This is a genomic window from Acidovorax sp. HMWF018, assembly GCF_003061035.1.
GTDB classification, from domain to species: domain Bacteria; phylum Pseudomonadota; class Gammaproteobacteria; order Burkholderiales; family Burkholderiaceae_C; genus Acidovorax; species Acidovorax delafieldii.
The window spans coordinates 18,722-35,213 of the sequence record NZ_QAIM01000069.1 but is presented as its reverse complement, the minus strand read 5'-3'; the positions used below and the strand labels follow the sequence as shown (position 1 = coordinate 35,213).

The window sequence follows — 16,492 nt, the reverse complement described above, 5'->3', positions numbered from 1 at the left end:
CTCCCCTCCTCCACACCCGCCCGTGGCGCCCCCCGCTCGCTCACGGGACTGCTGCCCTTTTTGCGGCCGTATCGTGCGCGCATTGCACTGTCGCTGGTGTTCCTGGTGCTGGCGGCATTGGCCACACTGGCGTTTCCCATGGCACTGCGCAATCTCATCGATGGAGGCCTGGTCTCTGCGACGGGTGACCGGGGAGCGCAGGCCATGGCCCTTCGCGGGCATTTTGAAGAGCTGTTTGCGGTGGCCATGGCACTGGGCGGGTTTTCAGCCGCGCGCTTTTATATGGTGAGCTGGCTGGGCGAGCGCGTCACCGCTGACCTGCGCAACGCCGTCTATAGCCATGTGCTGCAGCAAAGCCCCCAGTTCTTCGAGACCACCCAAACCGGCGAGGTGCTGTCGCGGCTGACGTCGGACACGACGCTGGTGCAGACCGTGGTCGGCTCATCGCTGTCCATGGGGCTACGCAATGCGGTTCTGGGCCTGGGTGCCCTGGTCATGCTGGTGTGGACGAATCCCTATGTGATGTCGGTGGTACTGCTGGCCGTCGTGCTGGTGGTGCTGCCCACGATGTGGATCGGTCGCAGGGTGCGCCGATTGTCACGCGACAGCCAGGACCGCGTGGCCGACTCCAGCGCCATCGCGGCCGAAGTGCTCAACGCCATCCCGGTGGTGCAGAGCTATACCGCAGAGCCACGCGAGGCCTCAAGGTTTGCGCGGGCCACGGAAGACGCCTTTCGCGCGGCAGTCAAGCGCACCAAGGCGCGCGCCTTGCTCGTGGCCTTCATCATCATCGCCAACGCGGCCCTGCTGCTGTGGGGGCTGTACCGGGGCACAGAAGCCGTGTTGGCCGGGCAGATGAGTGCGGGCCACCTGGGCCAGACCGTGGTGTACGTGATTCTGCTGGCGAGCGCGGTGGCAGTATTGGGCGAAGTGTACGGAGACCTGCTGCGTGCTGCCGGTGCCACCGAGCGCTTGATGGAATTGCTGTCGAGCCGGTCCCCCGTGGCAAACCCTGCGACACCCAAGCGGCTGCCCACTTCGGATCAAGGGCTGGAGGTGCAGTTTGACAACGTGCAGTTTCACTACCCGTCGCGCCCGGATCAGCCCGCATTGCAGAACTTCTCGCTGCACCTGTCACCCGGAGAGACGGTGGCACTGGTGGGCGCCAGCGGGGCGGGCAAGACCACGGTGTTTCAGTTGCTGCAGCGCTTTTATGACGTGGATAGGGGCAGTGAGGCGGGTGCTCAGGGTTCACCAGAGGGACGCATCCTATTGAACGGTGTGGACATCCGCGACCTGAGCTTGGACACACTGCGCGCCCATACGGGCACCGTGCCCCAGGATGCCGTGATTTTCTCCGCCTCGGCCATGGACAACGTCCGCTATGGCCGTCCGGATGCCTCCGACGAAGAGGTCATGGCGGCCACCCGGGCTGCCTTTGCGCATGACTTCATCGCAGCCCTGCCCGAGGGCTACCACACGTTTCTGGGCGAACGGGGTGTACGCCTGTCGGGCGGCCAGCGCCAACGCATCGCCATTGCCAGAGCCATGCTCAAAAATCCGCCCCTGTTGCTGCTGGACGAGGCCACCAGCGCACTGGACGCAGAAAGTGAGCGCATGGTGCAGGCCGCGCTGGACACCGCCATGCAGCGCCACACGGGCAGAAGGACCACGCTGGTGATCGCCCACCGCCTGGCCACGGTACAAAATGCCGACCGCATCGTGGTGCTGGACCACGGTCAGATCGTGGAGCAAGGCACCCACAGCGCATTGATGGCACAAGGTGGGGTGTATGCGCGCCTGGCTGCACTGCAGTTCACCAGTTGATCCCGGCACCATTCCGCAAGGTTTACACCTAGGACCGGGTGCAGTGGCTACTGCAGGGTTTCCTTGACTGCCGCTGGCAGCGGCATGACGGCAATGCCCTCATCCAGCAACTGCAACGCCTCCTGCGCGGTGGCCTGGCCACGAATGGCCCGATCCTGAACCTCGCCGTGGTGCATGCGCCTGGCTTCGTCGGCAAACCGGGAGCCGACATCTTCGGTATTCGCGACGACCTTGCGGGCCAGCTCCAGCCACGCTGCCTGTAGCGCCGGGGGAAGCGTCGATGCCTCGACCTGCGCGCTGGAAACAGCACGCGAAAAAGAAGTTGTGCCGGACGGTGCCGCCGCAGCTGCGGCGGGCTCGCGGGCGCCCAGATTCAGGCGCGGCGCGCTCAGCCGCTTGTCGATATGGACGTCTGCGCACAAAGGGCACTGCACCAACCCGCGCTGCTTCTGGCTCTGAAAGTCATCTTCAGAACCAAACCAGCCTTCAAACACATGGCCGTGCTGACATTGGAGATCCAGTACCTTCATAAGATGCATCGTACGCTGGTGAGCGCAATCCCATGATGGGCGCTACCAGGCACATCAACGTCCAGGTGCAGAGTTGGGTTCAGAAGTGCTCGACCCCATCTGCCGGCCTACAGCTGGCAACGGGGAAGTGCCCTCAAGGCTTTGTCGAATGGCTCTGCCCGGAACCGACCGCTGCTTCAGCCGTGGCGCCGCAGCAGATACCGATAGACAAACCCGGGGAAGGCCAGCGTGAGAAACATGGTGCCGGTGATGGCGTAAAACTCCCAGCCCTGAGGTGCAATTTGGCCTGCACGACGCTCCAACAACAGAGCCATCCCGCCCACCAAGAAGTACAAAACGATCAGTTCGGCCATGCGCCCGACCAGAGGCTTGCCGTTGGCGACGGAGGGGCCCACCACCAGCCAGCGCTGATTGACGAAGGGCAGATTGGCGGCAATTAAAGCCGCCACAATCACAAGCCAAACCGAACCGGTAAGTGACACAGAGGAACTGATCGAGGCAGCAAATTGGGAATGGGAGCAGTAGCCCGCGCGGCGTGTACGCGCAGGCTACCGATCAGGTCGCCAGTGCGCGCACCACGGCGTCGGCACACAGCGCCATCAAACCGCCTGGCAGCAAGCCCAACACCAGCACCAAAGCGCCGTTGATGGTCAGCACCACGCGCACATCGGCGGGCGCCGATACATTGGTAGCGGTCAAGGGTGCGTCGAAATACATGACCTTCACCACCCGCAGGTAGTAGAACGCACCGATCAGCGACATGATCACGGCAAACACAGCCATCGCCATGTAGATGGTCTGCCCCGAAGCGATCAGGGCTTGAAGAACCGCCAGCTTGGCATAGAAGCCCACCAGAGGAGGAATGCCTGCCATGGAGAACAGGCAGACAGCCATCACGCCAGCGTACAGGGGGCTTCGCTGGTTGAGGCCTGCGAAATCGGAAATCTCTTCGCTCTCAAAACCTTCCCGGGCCAGCAGCAGGATCACACCAAAGGCCGCCAGCGTGGTCAACACATAGGTGATGACGTAGAACATCGAGGCGCTGTAGGCGTTCTCCACCGCAGTGGCGTCCACGTTGCCATTGATGACCCCGGACATCAGGCCCAGCAACACGAAGCCCATCTGGGAGATGGTGGAGTAGGCCAGCATGCGCTTGAGGTTGGTCTGCGCAATGGCTGCCAGGTTACCCACGAGCAAAGAACCAATCGCCAACACGGCCAGCATCTGTTGCCAATCGATAGCCAGGGGCAGTAGACCATCCACCAGCAAACGGATGGTGATGGCAAATGCAGCCAGCTTGGGCGCACCACCAATCATCAGCGTCACTGCAGTGGGTGCGCCCTGGTAGACATCGGGAATCCACATGTGGAAGGGCACCACCCCCAGCTTGAAGGCCAGACCGGCTACCACAAACACCAAGCCGAACACCAGCACCTGATGCTTGATCTGACCGGAATTGACTGCCTTGAACACCTGGCCAATATCCAGCGAGCCCGTGGCACCGTACACCATGGACAACCCGTACAGCAGAAAGCCACTGGCCATGGCGCCCAGCACAAAATACTTCATCGCCGCTTCTGTGGCGGTAGCGTTGTCGCGACGCAATGCCACCAGGGCATAGCTCGACAGCGTGAGCAACTCAAGCCCCAGGTAGATCACCAGGAAGTTGTTGCCCGAGATCATGATGAACATGCCGAGCAAAGCGAACATGGACAGCGTGAAGAGCTCGCCCCCCCGCAACATGTCGCGGTCGGCAGCATAGGGGCGGCCATACACCAGGGTGACCATCATGGCCACGGTGGCAAAACACTTGAGCCAATTGCCCATGGCGTCACTCACCACCATGTTGCCAAAACCGTAGAAGGTGTTACCGCTGCTGGCATACATGGCCTGCAGGGCAGCCACCACGGCCAGCGTGAGCATGGTCAGCACGTAGGTGCTGGTGCGACGAGGGCTGTGTACGCCCAGATCAACCAGCGCAATCACGCAGGCCATCGTCAACAGCACAATTTCGGGGTAAATCGCTAGCCAGCTGATGTTGTCAATCATCTCGAATCTCTCAGTTCAGTCTGGTCTGTTCAGTTCAGCTTGGTCTGCGCGACATGCTTGAGCAGTTCTGCCACCGAGGTGTCCATCACGTCGGTGAACGGACGGGGGTAGAGGCCCATGGCCAGCACCGCGATGCCCAGTACAGCAAGCACCAGGAACTCGCGGCTGTCGATGTCCGTCAAGCCCTTGACGTTGTCATTGCCCACGGGGCCCAGGTACACACGCTTGAACATCCACAGGGTGTAAGCAGCACCAAAAATCAGCGCAGTGGCGGCAGCCAGACCGATCCAGAAATTGGCCTTGACGGCACCCAGGATCACCATCCACTCACCCACAAAACCGGCCGTACCCGGCAGACCGCAGTTGGCCATGGCAAACAGCAGGGCAAACGCCGTGAAGTTCGGCATGGTGTTGACCACACCACCATAGGCGGCGATTTCACGGGAGTGCACGCGGTCGTACAAGACACCGATGGACAAGAACATCGCACCCGACACAAAACCGTGCGCAATCATCTGGACAATACCGCCGGACACGCCCAGGTCGTTGAAGATGAAAAAGCCCAAGGTCACAAAACCCATGTGCGCCACCGACGAGTAAGCCACCAGCTTCTTCATGTCCTTCTGGACCATGGCCACCAGGCCCACATAGATCACGGCGATCAGCGACAAGGCAATCATCAGCCAAGCCCACTGGCGTGCAGCGTCAGGAGCGATTGGCAGCGAAAACCGCAGAAAACCGTAGGCACCCAGTTTCAGCATGATGGCGGCCAGCACGGCTGAACCGCCCGTAGGCGCCTCCACGTGCACATCGGGCAGCCAGGTGTGGACGGGCCACATGGGCACCTTCACAGCAAAGGCGGCAAAGAATGCAAAGAACAGCAGGGTCTGTGCACGTCCGCTCAACGGCAGCTGATGCCAGGTCGCAATGTCAAAGCTACCACCCGACTGGTTGTACAGGTAGATCAGCGCGATGAGCATCAACAGCGACCCGAGCAGCGTATACAGGAAGAACTTGAACGCTGCGTAGATCTTGTTGGGGCCGCCCCAGATGCCGATGATCAGATACATCGGGATCAGCGTTGCCTCGAAGAACACATAGAACAGAATGCCGTCGAGTGCGCTGAACACACCGATCATGAGCCCCGAAAGGATCAGGAAAGCGCCCATGTACTGGTTCACGCGCTCCGTGATCGACTCCCAGGAAGCAATCACCACAATGACGGTGATGAATGCTGTCAGCGGCACGAACCAGAAGGAAATGCCGTCCACCCCAAGGTGGTAGTGGACGTTGAAGCGCTCAATCCAGTCAGCCTTCTCCACAAACTGCATGGCTGCTGTACCCAGCTTGAAGCCATCGTACAAAGGCAGCGTGACCAGGAAGCCGATCAGCGCGCCGACGAGCGCCAGCCAGCGCACGGCACGCGCGTGCTCATCGCGCCCGATGGCGAGCAACAGCACGCCAAACGCAATCGGTGTCCAGATTGCAAGACTCAACAGACCCATTTTTATTCTTCTCCTACTTGTTGAGCCAGACGAAATACGTCATGAGCACAAAAACACCCAGGATCATGACCAGCGCATAGTGGTAGATGAACCCCGACTGCACCCAACGCACAGCACCGGCCACCCACCGCACCAGCTTCCAGGACCCGTTGACCAGGGCGCCATCGATCAAAGCCTGATCCCCACCCTTCCAGAGACCCACGCCAAGCGCACGTGCACCACGGGCCAGAATGTTCTCGTTGATCCAGTCGAGGTAGTACTTGTTTTCAAGCAATGTGTAGATGGGCTGTACGCGCGCCTTGATCGCCGTGGGCAATGCAGGATTGACCATGTACATGTAATACGAAAGCGCAACACCTGCCAATGCGAGCCAGAACGGCGCCGTCTGCAGACCATGCAATGCCATGGCCCAGGCGCTGTGGAAATGCTCCGCCATGTGTGCCATGGAAGGATGCTTGGCCGCATCCACAAAAATGACATCCTTGAAGAAGTCCCCAAACAGCATGGGCTGGATGAACAGGAAACCCACCACCACCGAAGGAATGGCCAACAGCACCAGAGGCACCGTCACAACCCAGGGAGACTCGTGCGGTTCGTGGTGATCATCGTGGCCGTGGCCATGGTGGTCGTCGTGGTGAGCATCCGGATTCTGCTCGTAACGCTCCTTGCCATGGAAGACCAGGAAGTACATGCGGAAGGAATAGAACGCCGTGATGAACACACCTGCGAGCACTGCGAAATGTGCAAAACCGGCTGCTGGCAGATGGCTGAAGTGCACCGCCTCAATGATGCTGTCCTTGGAATAGAAACCCGAGAACAGCGGCGTGCCGATCAGGGCCAAAGAACCCAGCAGCGAGGTGATCCAGGTGATGGGCATGTACTTGCGCACACCGCCCATCCAGCGGATGTCCTGATTGTGGTGCATGCCCATGATGACCGAGCCTGCGCCCAGGAACAACAAGGCTTTGAAGAACGCATGGGTCATCAGGTGGAACACAGCCACCGAGTACGCCGAGGCGCCAAGCGCTACTGTCATGTAGCCGAGCTGCGAAAGCGTCGAGTACGCCACCACGCGCTTGATGTCGTTCTGGATGATGCCCAGGAAACCCATGAACAATGCTGTGATGGCACCGATCACCAGGATGAAGTTGAGCGCAGTGTCCGACAGCTCGAACAGAGGCGACATGCGCGACACCATGAAAATTCCGGCGGTCACCATGGTGGCAGCGTGGATCAGAGCGGAGATGGGAGTCGGACCCTCCATCGAATCAGGCAGCCAGACGTGCAAGGGAAACTGCGCTGACTTGCCCATAGCGCCGATGAACAGGCAGATGCAGATCACCGTGACGAGCATCCAGCTGGTGCCGGGGAACGACAGAGAGCCCAGTTCACCCGCCTTGGCGAAGATCTCGCCATAGTTCAAGGTGCCGGTATACGCTGCGATCAGGCCAATGCCCAGAATGAAGCCGAAATCGCCGACACGGTTGACCAGAAACGCCTTCATGTTGGCGAAGATGGCAGAAGGCTTGTTGAACCAGAACCCGATGAGCAGGTAGGACACCAGACCCACGGCCTCCCAACCAAAGAACAGCTGCAGCAGGTTGTTGCTCATGACGAGCATGAGCATGGAGAAGGTGAACAGCGAAATGTAGGCAAAGAAGCGGTTGTAGCCCTCGTCTTCTTCCATGTAGCCAATGGTGTAGATGTGAACCATCAGCGACACAAAGGTCACCACCACCATCATCATCGCCGTGAGGCTGTCGATCAGGAAACCCACTTCCATCTTCAAGCCACCCACCACCATCCAGGTGTACAGGGTTTCATTGAACCGGGCACCATCGAGTGCCACGCTCTTGAGCGTCATCGCCGAGAGGATGAAAGCAACCAGCACCCCGAGGATGGTCAGGGTATGGCTCAGGCGACGACCGATCCAGTTACCACCGAAGGTCGTACCGAAGACGCCGGCCAGTAAGGCGCCTGCCAGCGGTGCCAACGGCACTGCCAGGAGGGTTGAAGCAGAGAGGGTTTGACTCATTCTTGAGAACCTTGGGAATACTCGCGACCCATCAACCCTTGAGGGTGTTGAGGTCTTCCGCGTTGATACTGGATTTGTTGCGGAACAGCAGCACCAGGATGGCCAGGCCAATCGCCGATTCAGCGGCTGCCACGGTCAGGATAAAGAACACGAACACCTGGCCGTGCATGTCTCCCAGGTAGTGGGAGAACGCCACGAAGTTCATGTTCACGGCCAGCAGCATGAGCTCGATCGCCATCAGCAGCACGATCAGGTTCTTGCGGTTCAGGAAGATGCCGATCACAGCGAGCGCAAACAGCATGGCGCCCAGCGACAAAAAGTGGCCCAGAGTCAATGTCATGCTTTTTTCTCCTCGGCAGCAGCTTGCGCAGGCTCTTCAGCATCAGGCTTTTGGGTGGCGGCCACCTTGACCACTGCCAGACGATCGGCCGCACGCACTCGGATCTGCATTGAAGGATTGATGGCCTTGCTGTCCTTGCGCTGACGCAGGGTCAGTGCGATGGCAGCCACCATGGCCACCAGCAAAATGACTGCAGCGATCTCAACGGGATACAGATACTGGGTGTACAGCAGCTTGCCCAACGCCTTGGTGTTGGAGTACGGGACCACATGACCAGCGGCATCGACCATGCCAGCGACGGCCTTGGGCTCTTCCATGCCGCGGAATCCGCCCATCAACACGGCAGCCATTTCCAGGGCGATGACCGCCCCAATGAGGGCCGCCAAAGGGAAATGCTTCCAGAACCCCTTGCGTACGGTATCGATATGAATGTCCAGCATCATCACCACGAACAGGAAGAGCACCATGACCGCGCCCAGGTACACCAGCACCAGCGCAATTGCCAGGAACTCTGCCTTGAGCAACAGCCAAACAGCCGCCGCCTGCGAGAACGCAAGGATGAGATACAGCACTGCATGCACAGGGTTACGCGCAGTGATCACCCGGAAGGCTGCAAACAGCAGCACCACCGAGAAGAGATAGAAGAAACCAGTCTTGGCGTCCATGAATCGGGTCTTTATAGAAAGTCTGGCAAAGAGGCTGAACCCCGTACCGCTCAGCGGTACTTGGCGTCTGCAGCCTTGGCTGCCGCAATTTCACCTTCGTACCGGTCGCCCACGGCCAAGAGCATGTCCTTCGTGAAATACAAGTCACCACGCTTTTCGCCGTGGTATTCAAAGATGTGTGTCTCGACAATCGAATCGACCGGGCAGCTCTCTTCGCAGAACCCGCAGAAGATGCACTTGGTCAGGTCGATGTCATAGCGCGTGGTGCGACGCGAACCATCTGCACGCACATCCGATTCGATGGTGATGGCCATCGCAGGGCATACGGCTTCGCACAGCTTGCAAGCGATGCAACGCTCCTCGCCGTTGTCATAACGGCGCAGTGCATGCAGGCCACGGAAGCGTGGCGACAAAGGCGTCTTCTCTTCGGGAAACTGCACGGTCACCTTGCGGCGAAACGCGTAGCGGCCAGTCAGGGCCATCCCCTTGAGCAACTCCACGAGCATGAAGCTCTTGAAGAAATCCTTGAACGAAAAAGGTGCAGCAGCAGCAACAGCAGTCATTTGTGTCCCCGCTTATTTCCAGATATTCCAAGGCGAGAGCAACCACCCGCCAACAAACAACAAGTACACCAGCGTGACCGGAATGAAGATCTTCCAGCCCAGACGCATGATCTGGTCGTACCGGAACCGCGGGAAGGTAGCCCGGATCCAGATGAACATGGATACCACAAGGAAGGTCTTGAGACCCAGCCAGATCCAGCCTGGAATCCAGTTGAACACCGCGCTATCGATGGGAGACAGCCAGCCGCCCAGGAACATGAGAGCCGCCAGGATGGACACGAGCCACATGCTGGCGTACTCGGCCAGGAAGAAGATCGCGAAGCCCATACCGGAGTACTCGACCATGTGGCCGGCCACGATTTCTGCCTCGCCTTCCACCACGTCGAAGGGATGGCGGTTGGTTTCTGCCACGCCAGAGATCAGGTACACAAGGAAGATCGGCAGCAGGGGCAGCCAATTCCAAGACAGGAACGTCAGGCCCTTGTCTGCGGCCATGCCCCGCCCCTGACCCAGCACGATTTCCGTCAGGTTCGTACTGCCCGACACCATGATCACGACGAGGAAGCAAAAGCCCATCGCGATTTCGTAGCTCACCATCTGTGCCGAGGCCCGCAGTGCGCCCAAGAATGCGTACTTGGAGTTGGAAGCCCAGCCCGCAATGATCACGCCATAGACTTCGATGGAAGTGATGGCCATCACCAACAACAGACCAGCATTCACATTCGCCAAGGCCACGTCGGGGCCGAAAGGAATGGCCACCCAGGCAGCCAGGGCCGGCATGATGGCCATGACGGGCCCGAGAACAAACAGGCCCTTGCTGGCCGCCGTAGGCTGGATGATTTCCTTGGTCAGCAGCTTCAGTGCGTCAGCAATGGGCTGCAGCAGCCCCATCGGTCCCACGCGGTTGGGACCGTGGCGCACTTGCATGAAGCCCAGCAGCTTACGCTCCCACAAAGTGAGGTAAGCCACGGCACCCATGAGCGGCGCCAAGATGCAGACGATCTTGATCAGGATCCAGAGCACTGGCCAGACGATGCCGGTCCACCACCCAAAGGAGAGCAGGTTCAGGCCCGCGTTGTAGATCGCGTCGATCATGCGGCCACTCCTTCGCGTGCCATGCGTGCGTCGGCAGTGAGCTGCAGCGACGTAGAACGGCGCACCAAGCCGTCCAGTTGATAGATGGATGCCACGACCGGATCACCAGCTGCAGCCGTTGCGGCTGGCGACGCCTTCACTGCATTCGACAACTGTGCGGCGGGCACCTGCGTAACGGCACCGGCAGCGGCGTTCGTCGCACGGGCCAGAACGTCCTGGGAGGTCTCAAAGTCAAAGCCTGGCACACCCAACAGGTTGGCCAGCACGCGCAGAACCTTCCAAGCGGGACGGGTATCGCCCAGAGGGCGCACCACGGCGTGGAAACCCTGTATGCGTCCCTCGGCGTTGACAAAGCTGCCCGAAGTTTCCGTGAACGGAGCAATTGGCAACAAAACGTCACTGAACTCCATGTTGGCCTTGAAGGGGCTCAACGTGACCACCATTTCTGCACCAGCAAGAGCAGTTGCAGCTTGAGCACCCGTCGCAGAATCATGGACGGGCTCGGTGTTCAGCAGCACCGCCGCCTTCAAACCACCGGAGAGCATTTGAGCAGCATTCAGTCCACCGTTGACAGGGTGAGCGCCCGCAAATTGCGCGCCCACCGTATTGGCGGCCTCTGTCAGGTAGCCCACTGTTGCACCGGTGTTCTCTGCAATCCAGTTGGCCCACGCCAGCAACTGCGTAGCTTGCGCGTGGTGCGCCGCCGCATTGCCCAGCAACACCGCCTTGCGCTCCCCGCCCAGCAGCGAGCGGGCGATGGCCTGGGCAGCCTCGCTGGCCGCGCTGGCACCTTGCGGAGCGGGAATGCCCTTTTCATGGGCGATGGCGGAAGCAATGCCTACGAGCATCTCGACCCACTGGCCGGCACCTTGTGCCACAAATGTCTGCACCGGCAGGGCCCAGTCATGGGATACCGAAGCGATGGCACTGACCTGGCAGCCATGGCGGGCCGCCTGACGGATGCGCTGCGCAAACAACGGATGGTCCTTGCGCAGGTTGGAACCCACGACCAGCACGCGCTGGAGCGTGGACAACGAAGCGATGGACGTACCGAGCCAGCGAATACCTTCGGGGGCAGCGAACTCGGCGTTGCGCAGACGATAGTCGATGTTGTCGCTACCAAGACCGCGCACCAGGGCGCTGGCCAGATACAGCTCTTCCAACGTACTGTGAGGACTCACCAGCGCACCAATGCTGGCAGCGCCGTGGTCGTTCTTGATATTCTTGAGGCCATTGGCCACGTATTCCAACGCAGTCTGCCAGTCCACTTCCTTCCACACCCCGCCCTGCTTGAGCATGGGCTGGGTCAGGCGGTCGTCACCGTTGAGCGCTTCATAGGAGAAACGGTCGCGGTCGGCAATCCAGCATTCGTTAACAGCCTCGTTTTCAAACGGGACAACGCGCATGACCTTGTGGTTCTTGACCTGAACAATCAGGTTGGCGCCGGTGGAGTCATGTGGACTCACCGAGCGGCGGCGCGATAGTTCCCAGGTGCGGGCGCTGTAACGGAAAGGCTTGCTGGTCAATGCACCCACGGGGCAGATGTCGATCATGTTGCCCGACAGTTCGGAGTCCACCGTGTCGCCGGTGACCGTGGTGATTTCAGAATGCTCGCCACGATGGATCATGCCGAGTTCCATCACGCCCGCCACTTCCTGGCCGAAGCGCACGCAACGGGTGCAGTGGATGCAGCGGCTCATCTCCTCCATGGAGATCAGCGGGCCCACGTCCTTGTGGAACACCACGCGCTTTTCTTCCTCGTACCGCGAGGAGGAGCCACCGTAGCCCACAGCCAGATCCTGCAACTGGCACTCGCCGCCCTGGTCGCAGATGGGGCAGTCCAGAGGGTGGTTGATGAGCAGAAACTCCATGACCGACTGCTGCGCCTTGATGGCTTTGTCGCTCTTGGTACGCACGATCATGCCCTGCGTGACCGGCGTGGCGCAGGCTGGCATGGGCTTGGGAGCCTTCTCCACGTCCACCAGGCACATGCGGCAGTTGGCGGCGATCGAAAGCTTCTTGTGGTAGCAGAAATGCGGAATGTAAGTGCCAGCCTTTTCAGCCGCATGCATCACCATGCAGCCCTCGGCGACTTCCACTTTCTGACCGTCCAGTTCAATTTCAACCATATGTTTTCTCGCGATCAGACGGAAGTCGCGGCTTGTGGAGCCTTGTTCCGGATCAGTGCCTCAAACTCGGGACGGAAGTGTTTGATCATGGCGCGCACAGGCATGGCGGCAGCATCACCCAGCGCACAGATGGTGCGGCCCTGGATGTTGTCCGCCACCGAATTGAGCAGATCCAGGTCACCCTCACGACCCTGGCCATGCTGGATGCGATCGATCACGCGCCACATCCATCCCGTGCCTTCACGGCAGGGCGTGCACTGGCCGCAGGATTCATGCGAATAGAAATACGACAGGCGCAGCAGACTTTCGACCATGCTCCGGGAATCGTCCATGACGATCACGGCACCAGAGCCCAGCATGGAGCCAGCCTTGGCGATGGAGTCGTAGTCCATCGTGCATTCCATGATGACGGATGCAGGCAGGACAGGGGCCGATGAACCACCAGGAATCACCGCCTTGAGTTGACGGCCTTTGCGCACGCCACCGGCCAGTTCCAGCAGCTTGGCAAATGGGGTACCCAACGGCACCTCATAGTTTCCTGGCTTTTCGACGTCACCAGATACCGAGAAAATCTTGGTGCCGCCGTTGTTAGGCTTGCCGCACTCCAGATAAGCCGCACCGCCATTGCGGATGATCCAAGGCACAGCCGCAAAGGTTTCCGTGTTGTTGATGGTGGTGGGCTTGCCATACAAGCCAAAGCTGGCCGGAAACGGTGGCTTGAAACGGGGTTGCCCCTTTTTGCCTTCCAGCGATTCGAGCAATGCAGTTTCTTCACCGCAAATGTAGGCACCAAAACCGTGGGCTGCGTGCAGCTGAAAGCTGAAACTGCTGCCCAGGATGTTGTCGCCAAGATAACCTGCTGCCCGCGCTTCTTCCAGAGCGGCTTCAAACCGTTCGTAGGTCTGGAAGATCTCGCCATGGATGTAGTTGTAGCCCACCGAGATGCCCATCGCATAGGCTGCGATGATCATGCCTTCGATGACGATGTGCGGGTTGAACTGCAGGATGTCACGGTCCTTGCAGGTACCAGGCTCGCCCTCATCGGAATTGCACACCAGATACTTCTGGCCGGGGAACGAGCGGGGCATGAAGCTCCACTTGAGACCCGTCGGAAAGCCTGCACCACCCCGGCCACGCAAGCCAGACTCCTTGACAGTGGCAATGACCTGATCCTGCGTCAGGCCCTCTTCACCATCCTTGCCCAGGATACGACGCAGCGCCTGATAGCCACCACGCGCCTCGTAGTCCTTGATGCTCCAGTTGCTGCCATTCAGGCCCACATAGATTTGGGGGTTGATATGGCGGTCGTGGAAACAGGTCTGAACACCCGTAGCCTGGAACTGGGAGAGTATTTGTGCTGCCGTGGTCATCACTGGCCCTCCGCGGCCCGCAGGCCGTCAACGAGCTGGTCGAGCTTGTCGTTGTCCATGAAGCTGCACATCGTGCGATCATTCACCAGCATCACAGGCGCATCAGCGCAAGCACCGAGGCATTCGCATTGCTGCAGAGTGAACAGGCCGTCAGATGTGGTCTCACCCATCGAAACACCCAGCTTTTTTTCCAGGTGATGCAGCGCCTTTTGCCCGTCGCGCAACTGGCAGGGCAGATTGGTGCACACGTTGAGCTTGTACTTGCCCACCGGTTGCTGGTTGTACATGTTGTAGAAGGTCGTGACTTCGTGCACGGCGATCTGCGCCATGCCCAGATAGTCGGCGATCACTGCCTCGCTCTCGGCGCTGACATAGCCCTGCTCTTGCTGAACGATGGACAAGCAAGCCATCACCGCAGACTGCTTCTGGTCCGCAGGGTACTTGGCCACTTCGCGCGCAAACCGCGCCTTGGTCGCTTCGGTAATCATCGGTCAATCTCTCCGAACACGATATCCATGGTGCCAATGATGGCGACAGCGTCCGCGATCATGTGGCCACGCGCCATTTCGTCGAGCGTCGCCAGATGCGCAAAACCCGGCGCCCGGATCTTGAGTCGGTAAGGCTTGTTGGCACCATCACTCACCAGGTAAATACCGAATTCGCCCTTGGGATGCTCCACCGCCGCATAGGCCTCCCCTTCCGGCACGTGGAAACCTTCCGTGAAGAGCTTGAAATGGTGGATCAGCTCTTCCATGTTCGACTTCATGGATTCACGCGCGGGCGCAGCCACCTTGTGGTTGTCCGTGATCACAGGACCGGGGTTGGCCTTGAGCCAGTCCACGCATTGCTTGATGATGCGATTGGACTCGCGCATTTCCTGCACACGCACCAGGTAGCGGTCGTAGCAGTCACCGGTCTTGCCCACTGGCACATCGAAATCCACACGGTCGTATACGTCGTATGGCTGGGTCTTGCGCAGGTCCCAGGCGATACCGGAGCCACGGAGCATGGGGCCGGTCATACCCAGATTCAGGGCTCGCTCGGGTGGCACCACGCCGATGCCTACCGTGCGCTGCTTCCAGATGCGGTTGTCGGTGAGCAGTGTTTCGTATTCGTCCACACAGCCTGGGAAACGCTGGGTGAAATCGTCGATAAAGTCCAGCAGAGACCCTTGACGATTCTGGTTCAACGCCTCCAGCGCCTTGGCATTCTTGATCTTGCTGACCTTGTACTGCGGCATGCTGTCGGGCAGATCGCGGTAGACGCCGCCGGGACGGAAATAGGCCGCATGCATGCGCGCGCCAGAAACCGCCTCGTACATGTCAAACAGGTCTTCCCGCTCGCGGAAGGTGTAGATCAGGATGGTGGAGCTGCCGCAGTCGTTACCGTGCGAGCCCAACCACATGAGGTGGTTCAGCAAGCGCGTGATCTCGGAGAACATCACGCGGATGTACTGCGCGCGCACCGGCACTTCCAGTCCGAGCAGCTTCTCGATGGCTAGGCAGTAGGCGTGCTCGTTGCACATCATCGACACGTAGTCCAGCCGGTCCATGTAGGGCAGTGACTGGATGTAGGTCTTGTGCTCGGCCAGCTTCTCGGTGGCGCGATGGAGCAGACCGATATGCGGGTCAGCGCGTTGCACAACCTCGCCGTCCAGCTCCAGCACCAGGCGCAACACACCGTGCGCCGCAGGGTGCTGCGGACCAAAGTTCAGGGAGTAGTTCTTGATTTCAGCCATGATGGATCACATGAGACGCGAGGCGGCTCAGTGCAGGCCTCCGTACTTGTCTTCGCGGATGATGCGGGGCGTGATTTCCCGCGGCTCGATGGACACGGGTTCATACACGACACGGCGCTGCTCGGCGTCGTAACGCATTTCGACATGTCCAGACAAGGGGAAATCCTTGCGGAAAGGGTGCCCGATAAATCCGTAGTCCGTGAGAATGCGGCGCAGGTCGTTATGACCATCAAACACGATGCCAAACAGATCGAAGGCTTCGCGTTCGTACCAGTTGGCTGCATTCCACAACTCGGCTACCGAAGCAACAACCGGGAAATCATCGTCTTGGCAGAACACCTTCACGCGCACTCGCTGGTTGAGGCTGACCGATAACAGGTGCGACACCACACAGTAGCGTGCACCCTCGTGGGCTGCATCGCCATATGCAGAATAGTCCACACCGCACAAATCGATCAGCTGCTCGAAACGGCAACCTTCCGAGTCGCGCAGCAAGCGCATCGCATCCAGATAGTCCGCAGCAGCGACCACCAGGGTGACTTCATCGAGAGCGACCGAAATCTGGCGCACTTTGGCACCCAGCGCCGCAGAGATATTCTCTTTAAGCTTCTCAGGCCGAATGGCAACAGCTGTCATCATCAACCCT

15 protein-coding genes are annotated in these 16,492 nt (G+C 59.7%); 1 reads left to right on the top strand and 14 read right to left on the bottom strand.

Features of this window, described 5'->3' with window-relative positions:
* On the top strand, positions 1-1,827 hold a 1,827-nt coding region (locus DBR23_RS02605; protein ID WP_233250238.1), incomplete at its 5' end, for an ABC transporter transmembrane domain-containing protein.
* 47 nt (positions 1,828-1,874) lie between these two features.
* On the opposite strand, the gene DBR23_RS02600 is transcribed toward DBR23_RS02605, so the two are convergent.
* The 14 genes from DBR23_RS02600 to DBR23_RS02535 all read right to left on the bottom strand — a co-directional run bounded on the left by DBR23_RS02600 (position 1,875) and on the right by DBR23_RS02535 (position 16,482).
* Positions 1,875-2,357: a DUF1178 family protein gene (locus tag DBR23_RS02600; protein ID WP_108497211.1), complete on the bottom strand. Its 483-nt coding sequence runs from the start codon at positions 2,355-2,357 to the stop codon at positions 1,875-1,877.
* Between the two features lie 176 nt (positions 2,358-2,533).
* Positions 2,534-2,839, bottom strand: a complete 306-nt coding sequence (locus DBR23_RS02595) for a DUF2818 family protein (RefSeq protein WP_056061582.1) — start codon at positions 2,837-2,839, stop codon at positions 2,534-2,536.
* A 73-nt stretch (positions 2,840-2,912) separates the two neighbouring features.
* Complete coding sequence (gene nuoN / locus DBR23_RS02590; RefSeq protein ID WP_056061579.1) at positions 2,913-4,406, bottom strand: NADH-quinone oxidoreductase subunit NuoN; 1,494 nt, start codon at positions 4,404-4,406, stop codon at positions 2,913-2,915.
* Positions 4,407-4,435: 29 nt separating this feature from the next.
* A complete protein-coding gene (locus tag DBR23_RS02585; protein WP_056061577.1) occupies positions 4,436-5,911 on the bottom strand; it encodes an NADH-quinone oxidoreductase subunit M in 1,476 nt (491 codons plus the stop codon).
* 13 nt (positions 5,912-5,924) lie between these two features.
* On the bottom strand, positions 5,925-7,946 hold the full coding sequence (nuoL, locus tag DBR23_RS02580; RefSeq protein ID WP_158276416.1) for an NADH-quinone oxidoreductase subunit L: 2,022 nt from the start codon (positions 7,944-7,946) through the stop codon (positions 5,925-5,927).
* Positions 7,947-7,977: 31 nt separating this feature from the next.
* Positions 7,978-8,286: an NADH-quinone oxidoreductase subunit NuoK gene (gene nuoK / locus DBR23_RS02575; RefSeq protein WP_005793248.1), complete on the bottom strand. Its 309-nt coding sequence runs from the start codon at positions 8,284-8,286 to the stop codon at positions 7,978-7,980.
* A complete protein-coding gene (locus DBR23_RS02570; protein WP_108497209.1) occupies positions 8,283-8,951 on the bottom strand; it encodes an NADH-quinone oxidoreductase subunit J in 669 nt (222 codons plus the stop codon). Before DBR23_RS02570 ends, nuoK begins: the two co-directional genes overlap by 4 nt.
* 50 nt (positions 8,952-9,001) lie before the next feature.
* Positions 9,002-9,514 carry an NADH-quinone oxidoreductase subunit NuoI gene (gene nuoI / locus DBR23_RS02565; protein WP_010463942.1) on the bottom strand — a complete coding sequence of 171 codons (513 nt, stop codon included), beginning with the start codon at positions 9,512-9,514 and terminating at the stop codon, positions 9,002-9,004.
* Positions 9,515-9,526: 12 nt separating this feature from the next.
* Complete coding sequence (gene nuoH, locus DBR23_RS02560) at positions 9,527-10,609, bottom strand: NADH-quinone oxidoreductase subunit NuoH (protein WP_108497208.1); 1,083 nt, start codon at positions 10,607-10,609, stop codon at positions 9,527-9,529.
* Positions 10,606-12,738 carry an NADH-quinone oxidoreductase subunit NuoG gene (gene nuoG, locus DBR23_RS02555; protein WP_108497207.1) on the bottom strand — a complete coding sequence of 711 codons (2,133 nt, stop codon included), beginning with the start codon at positions 12,736-12,738 and terminating at the stop codon, positions 10,606-10,608. Before nuoG ends, nuoH begins: the two co-directional genes overlap by 4 nt.
* 14 nt (positions 12,739-12,752) lie before the next feature.
* On the bottom strand, positions 12,753-14,108 hold the full coding sequence (nuoF, locus tag DBR23_RS02550) for an NADH-quinone oxidoreductase subunit NuoF (RefSeq protein WP_056061561.1): 1,356 nt from the start codon (positions 14,106-14,108) through the stop codon (positions 12,753-12,755).
* The gene (gene nuoE, locus DBR23_RS02545; RefSeq protein WP_056747677.1) at positions 14,108-14,596 is read right to left on the bottom strand and encodes an NADH-quinone oxidoreductase subunit NuoE; all 489 of its coding nucleotides are present in this window, start codon (positions 14,594-14,596) and stop codon (positions 14,108-14,110) included. The genes nuoF and nuoE overlap by 1 nt, the downstream gene beginning before the upstream one ends.
* Complete coding sequence (locus DBR23_RS02540) at positions 14,593-15,846, bottom strand: NADH-quinone oxidoreductase subunit D (protein WP_056061550.1); 1,254 nt, start codon at positions 15,844-15,846, stop codon at positions 14,593-14,595. The genes nuoE and DBR23_RS02540 overlap by 4 nt, the downstream gene beginning before the upstream one ends.
* Positions 15,847-15,873: 27 nt before the next feature.
* The gene (locus tag DBR23_RS02535; protein WP_108497213.1) at positions 15,874-16,482 is read right to left on the bottom strand and encodes an NADH-quinone oxidoreductase subunit C; all 609 of its coding nucleotides are present in this window, start codon (positions 16,480-16,482) and stop codon (positions 15,874-15,876) included.
* Positions 16,483-16,492: the final 10 nt, after the last annotated feature.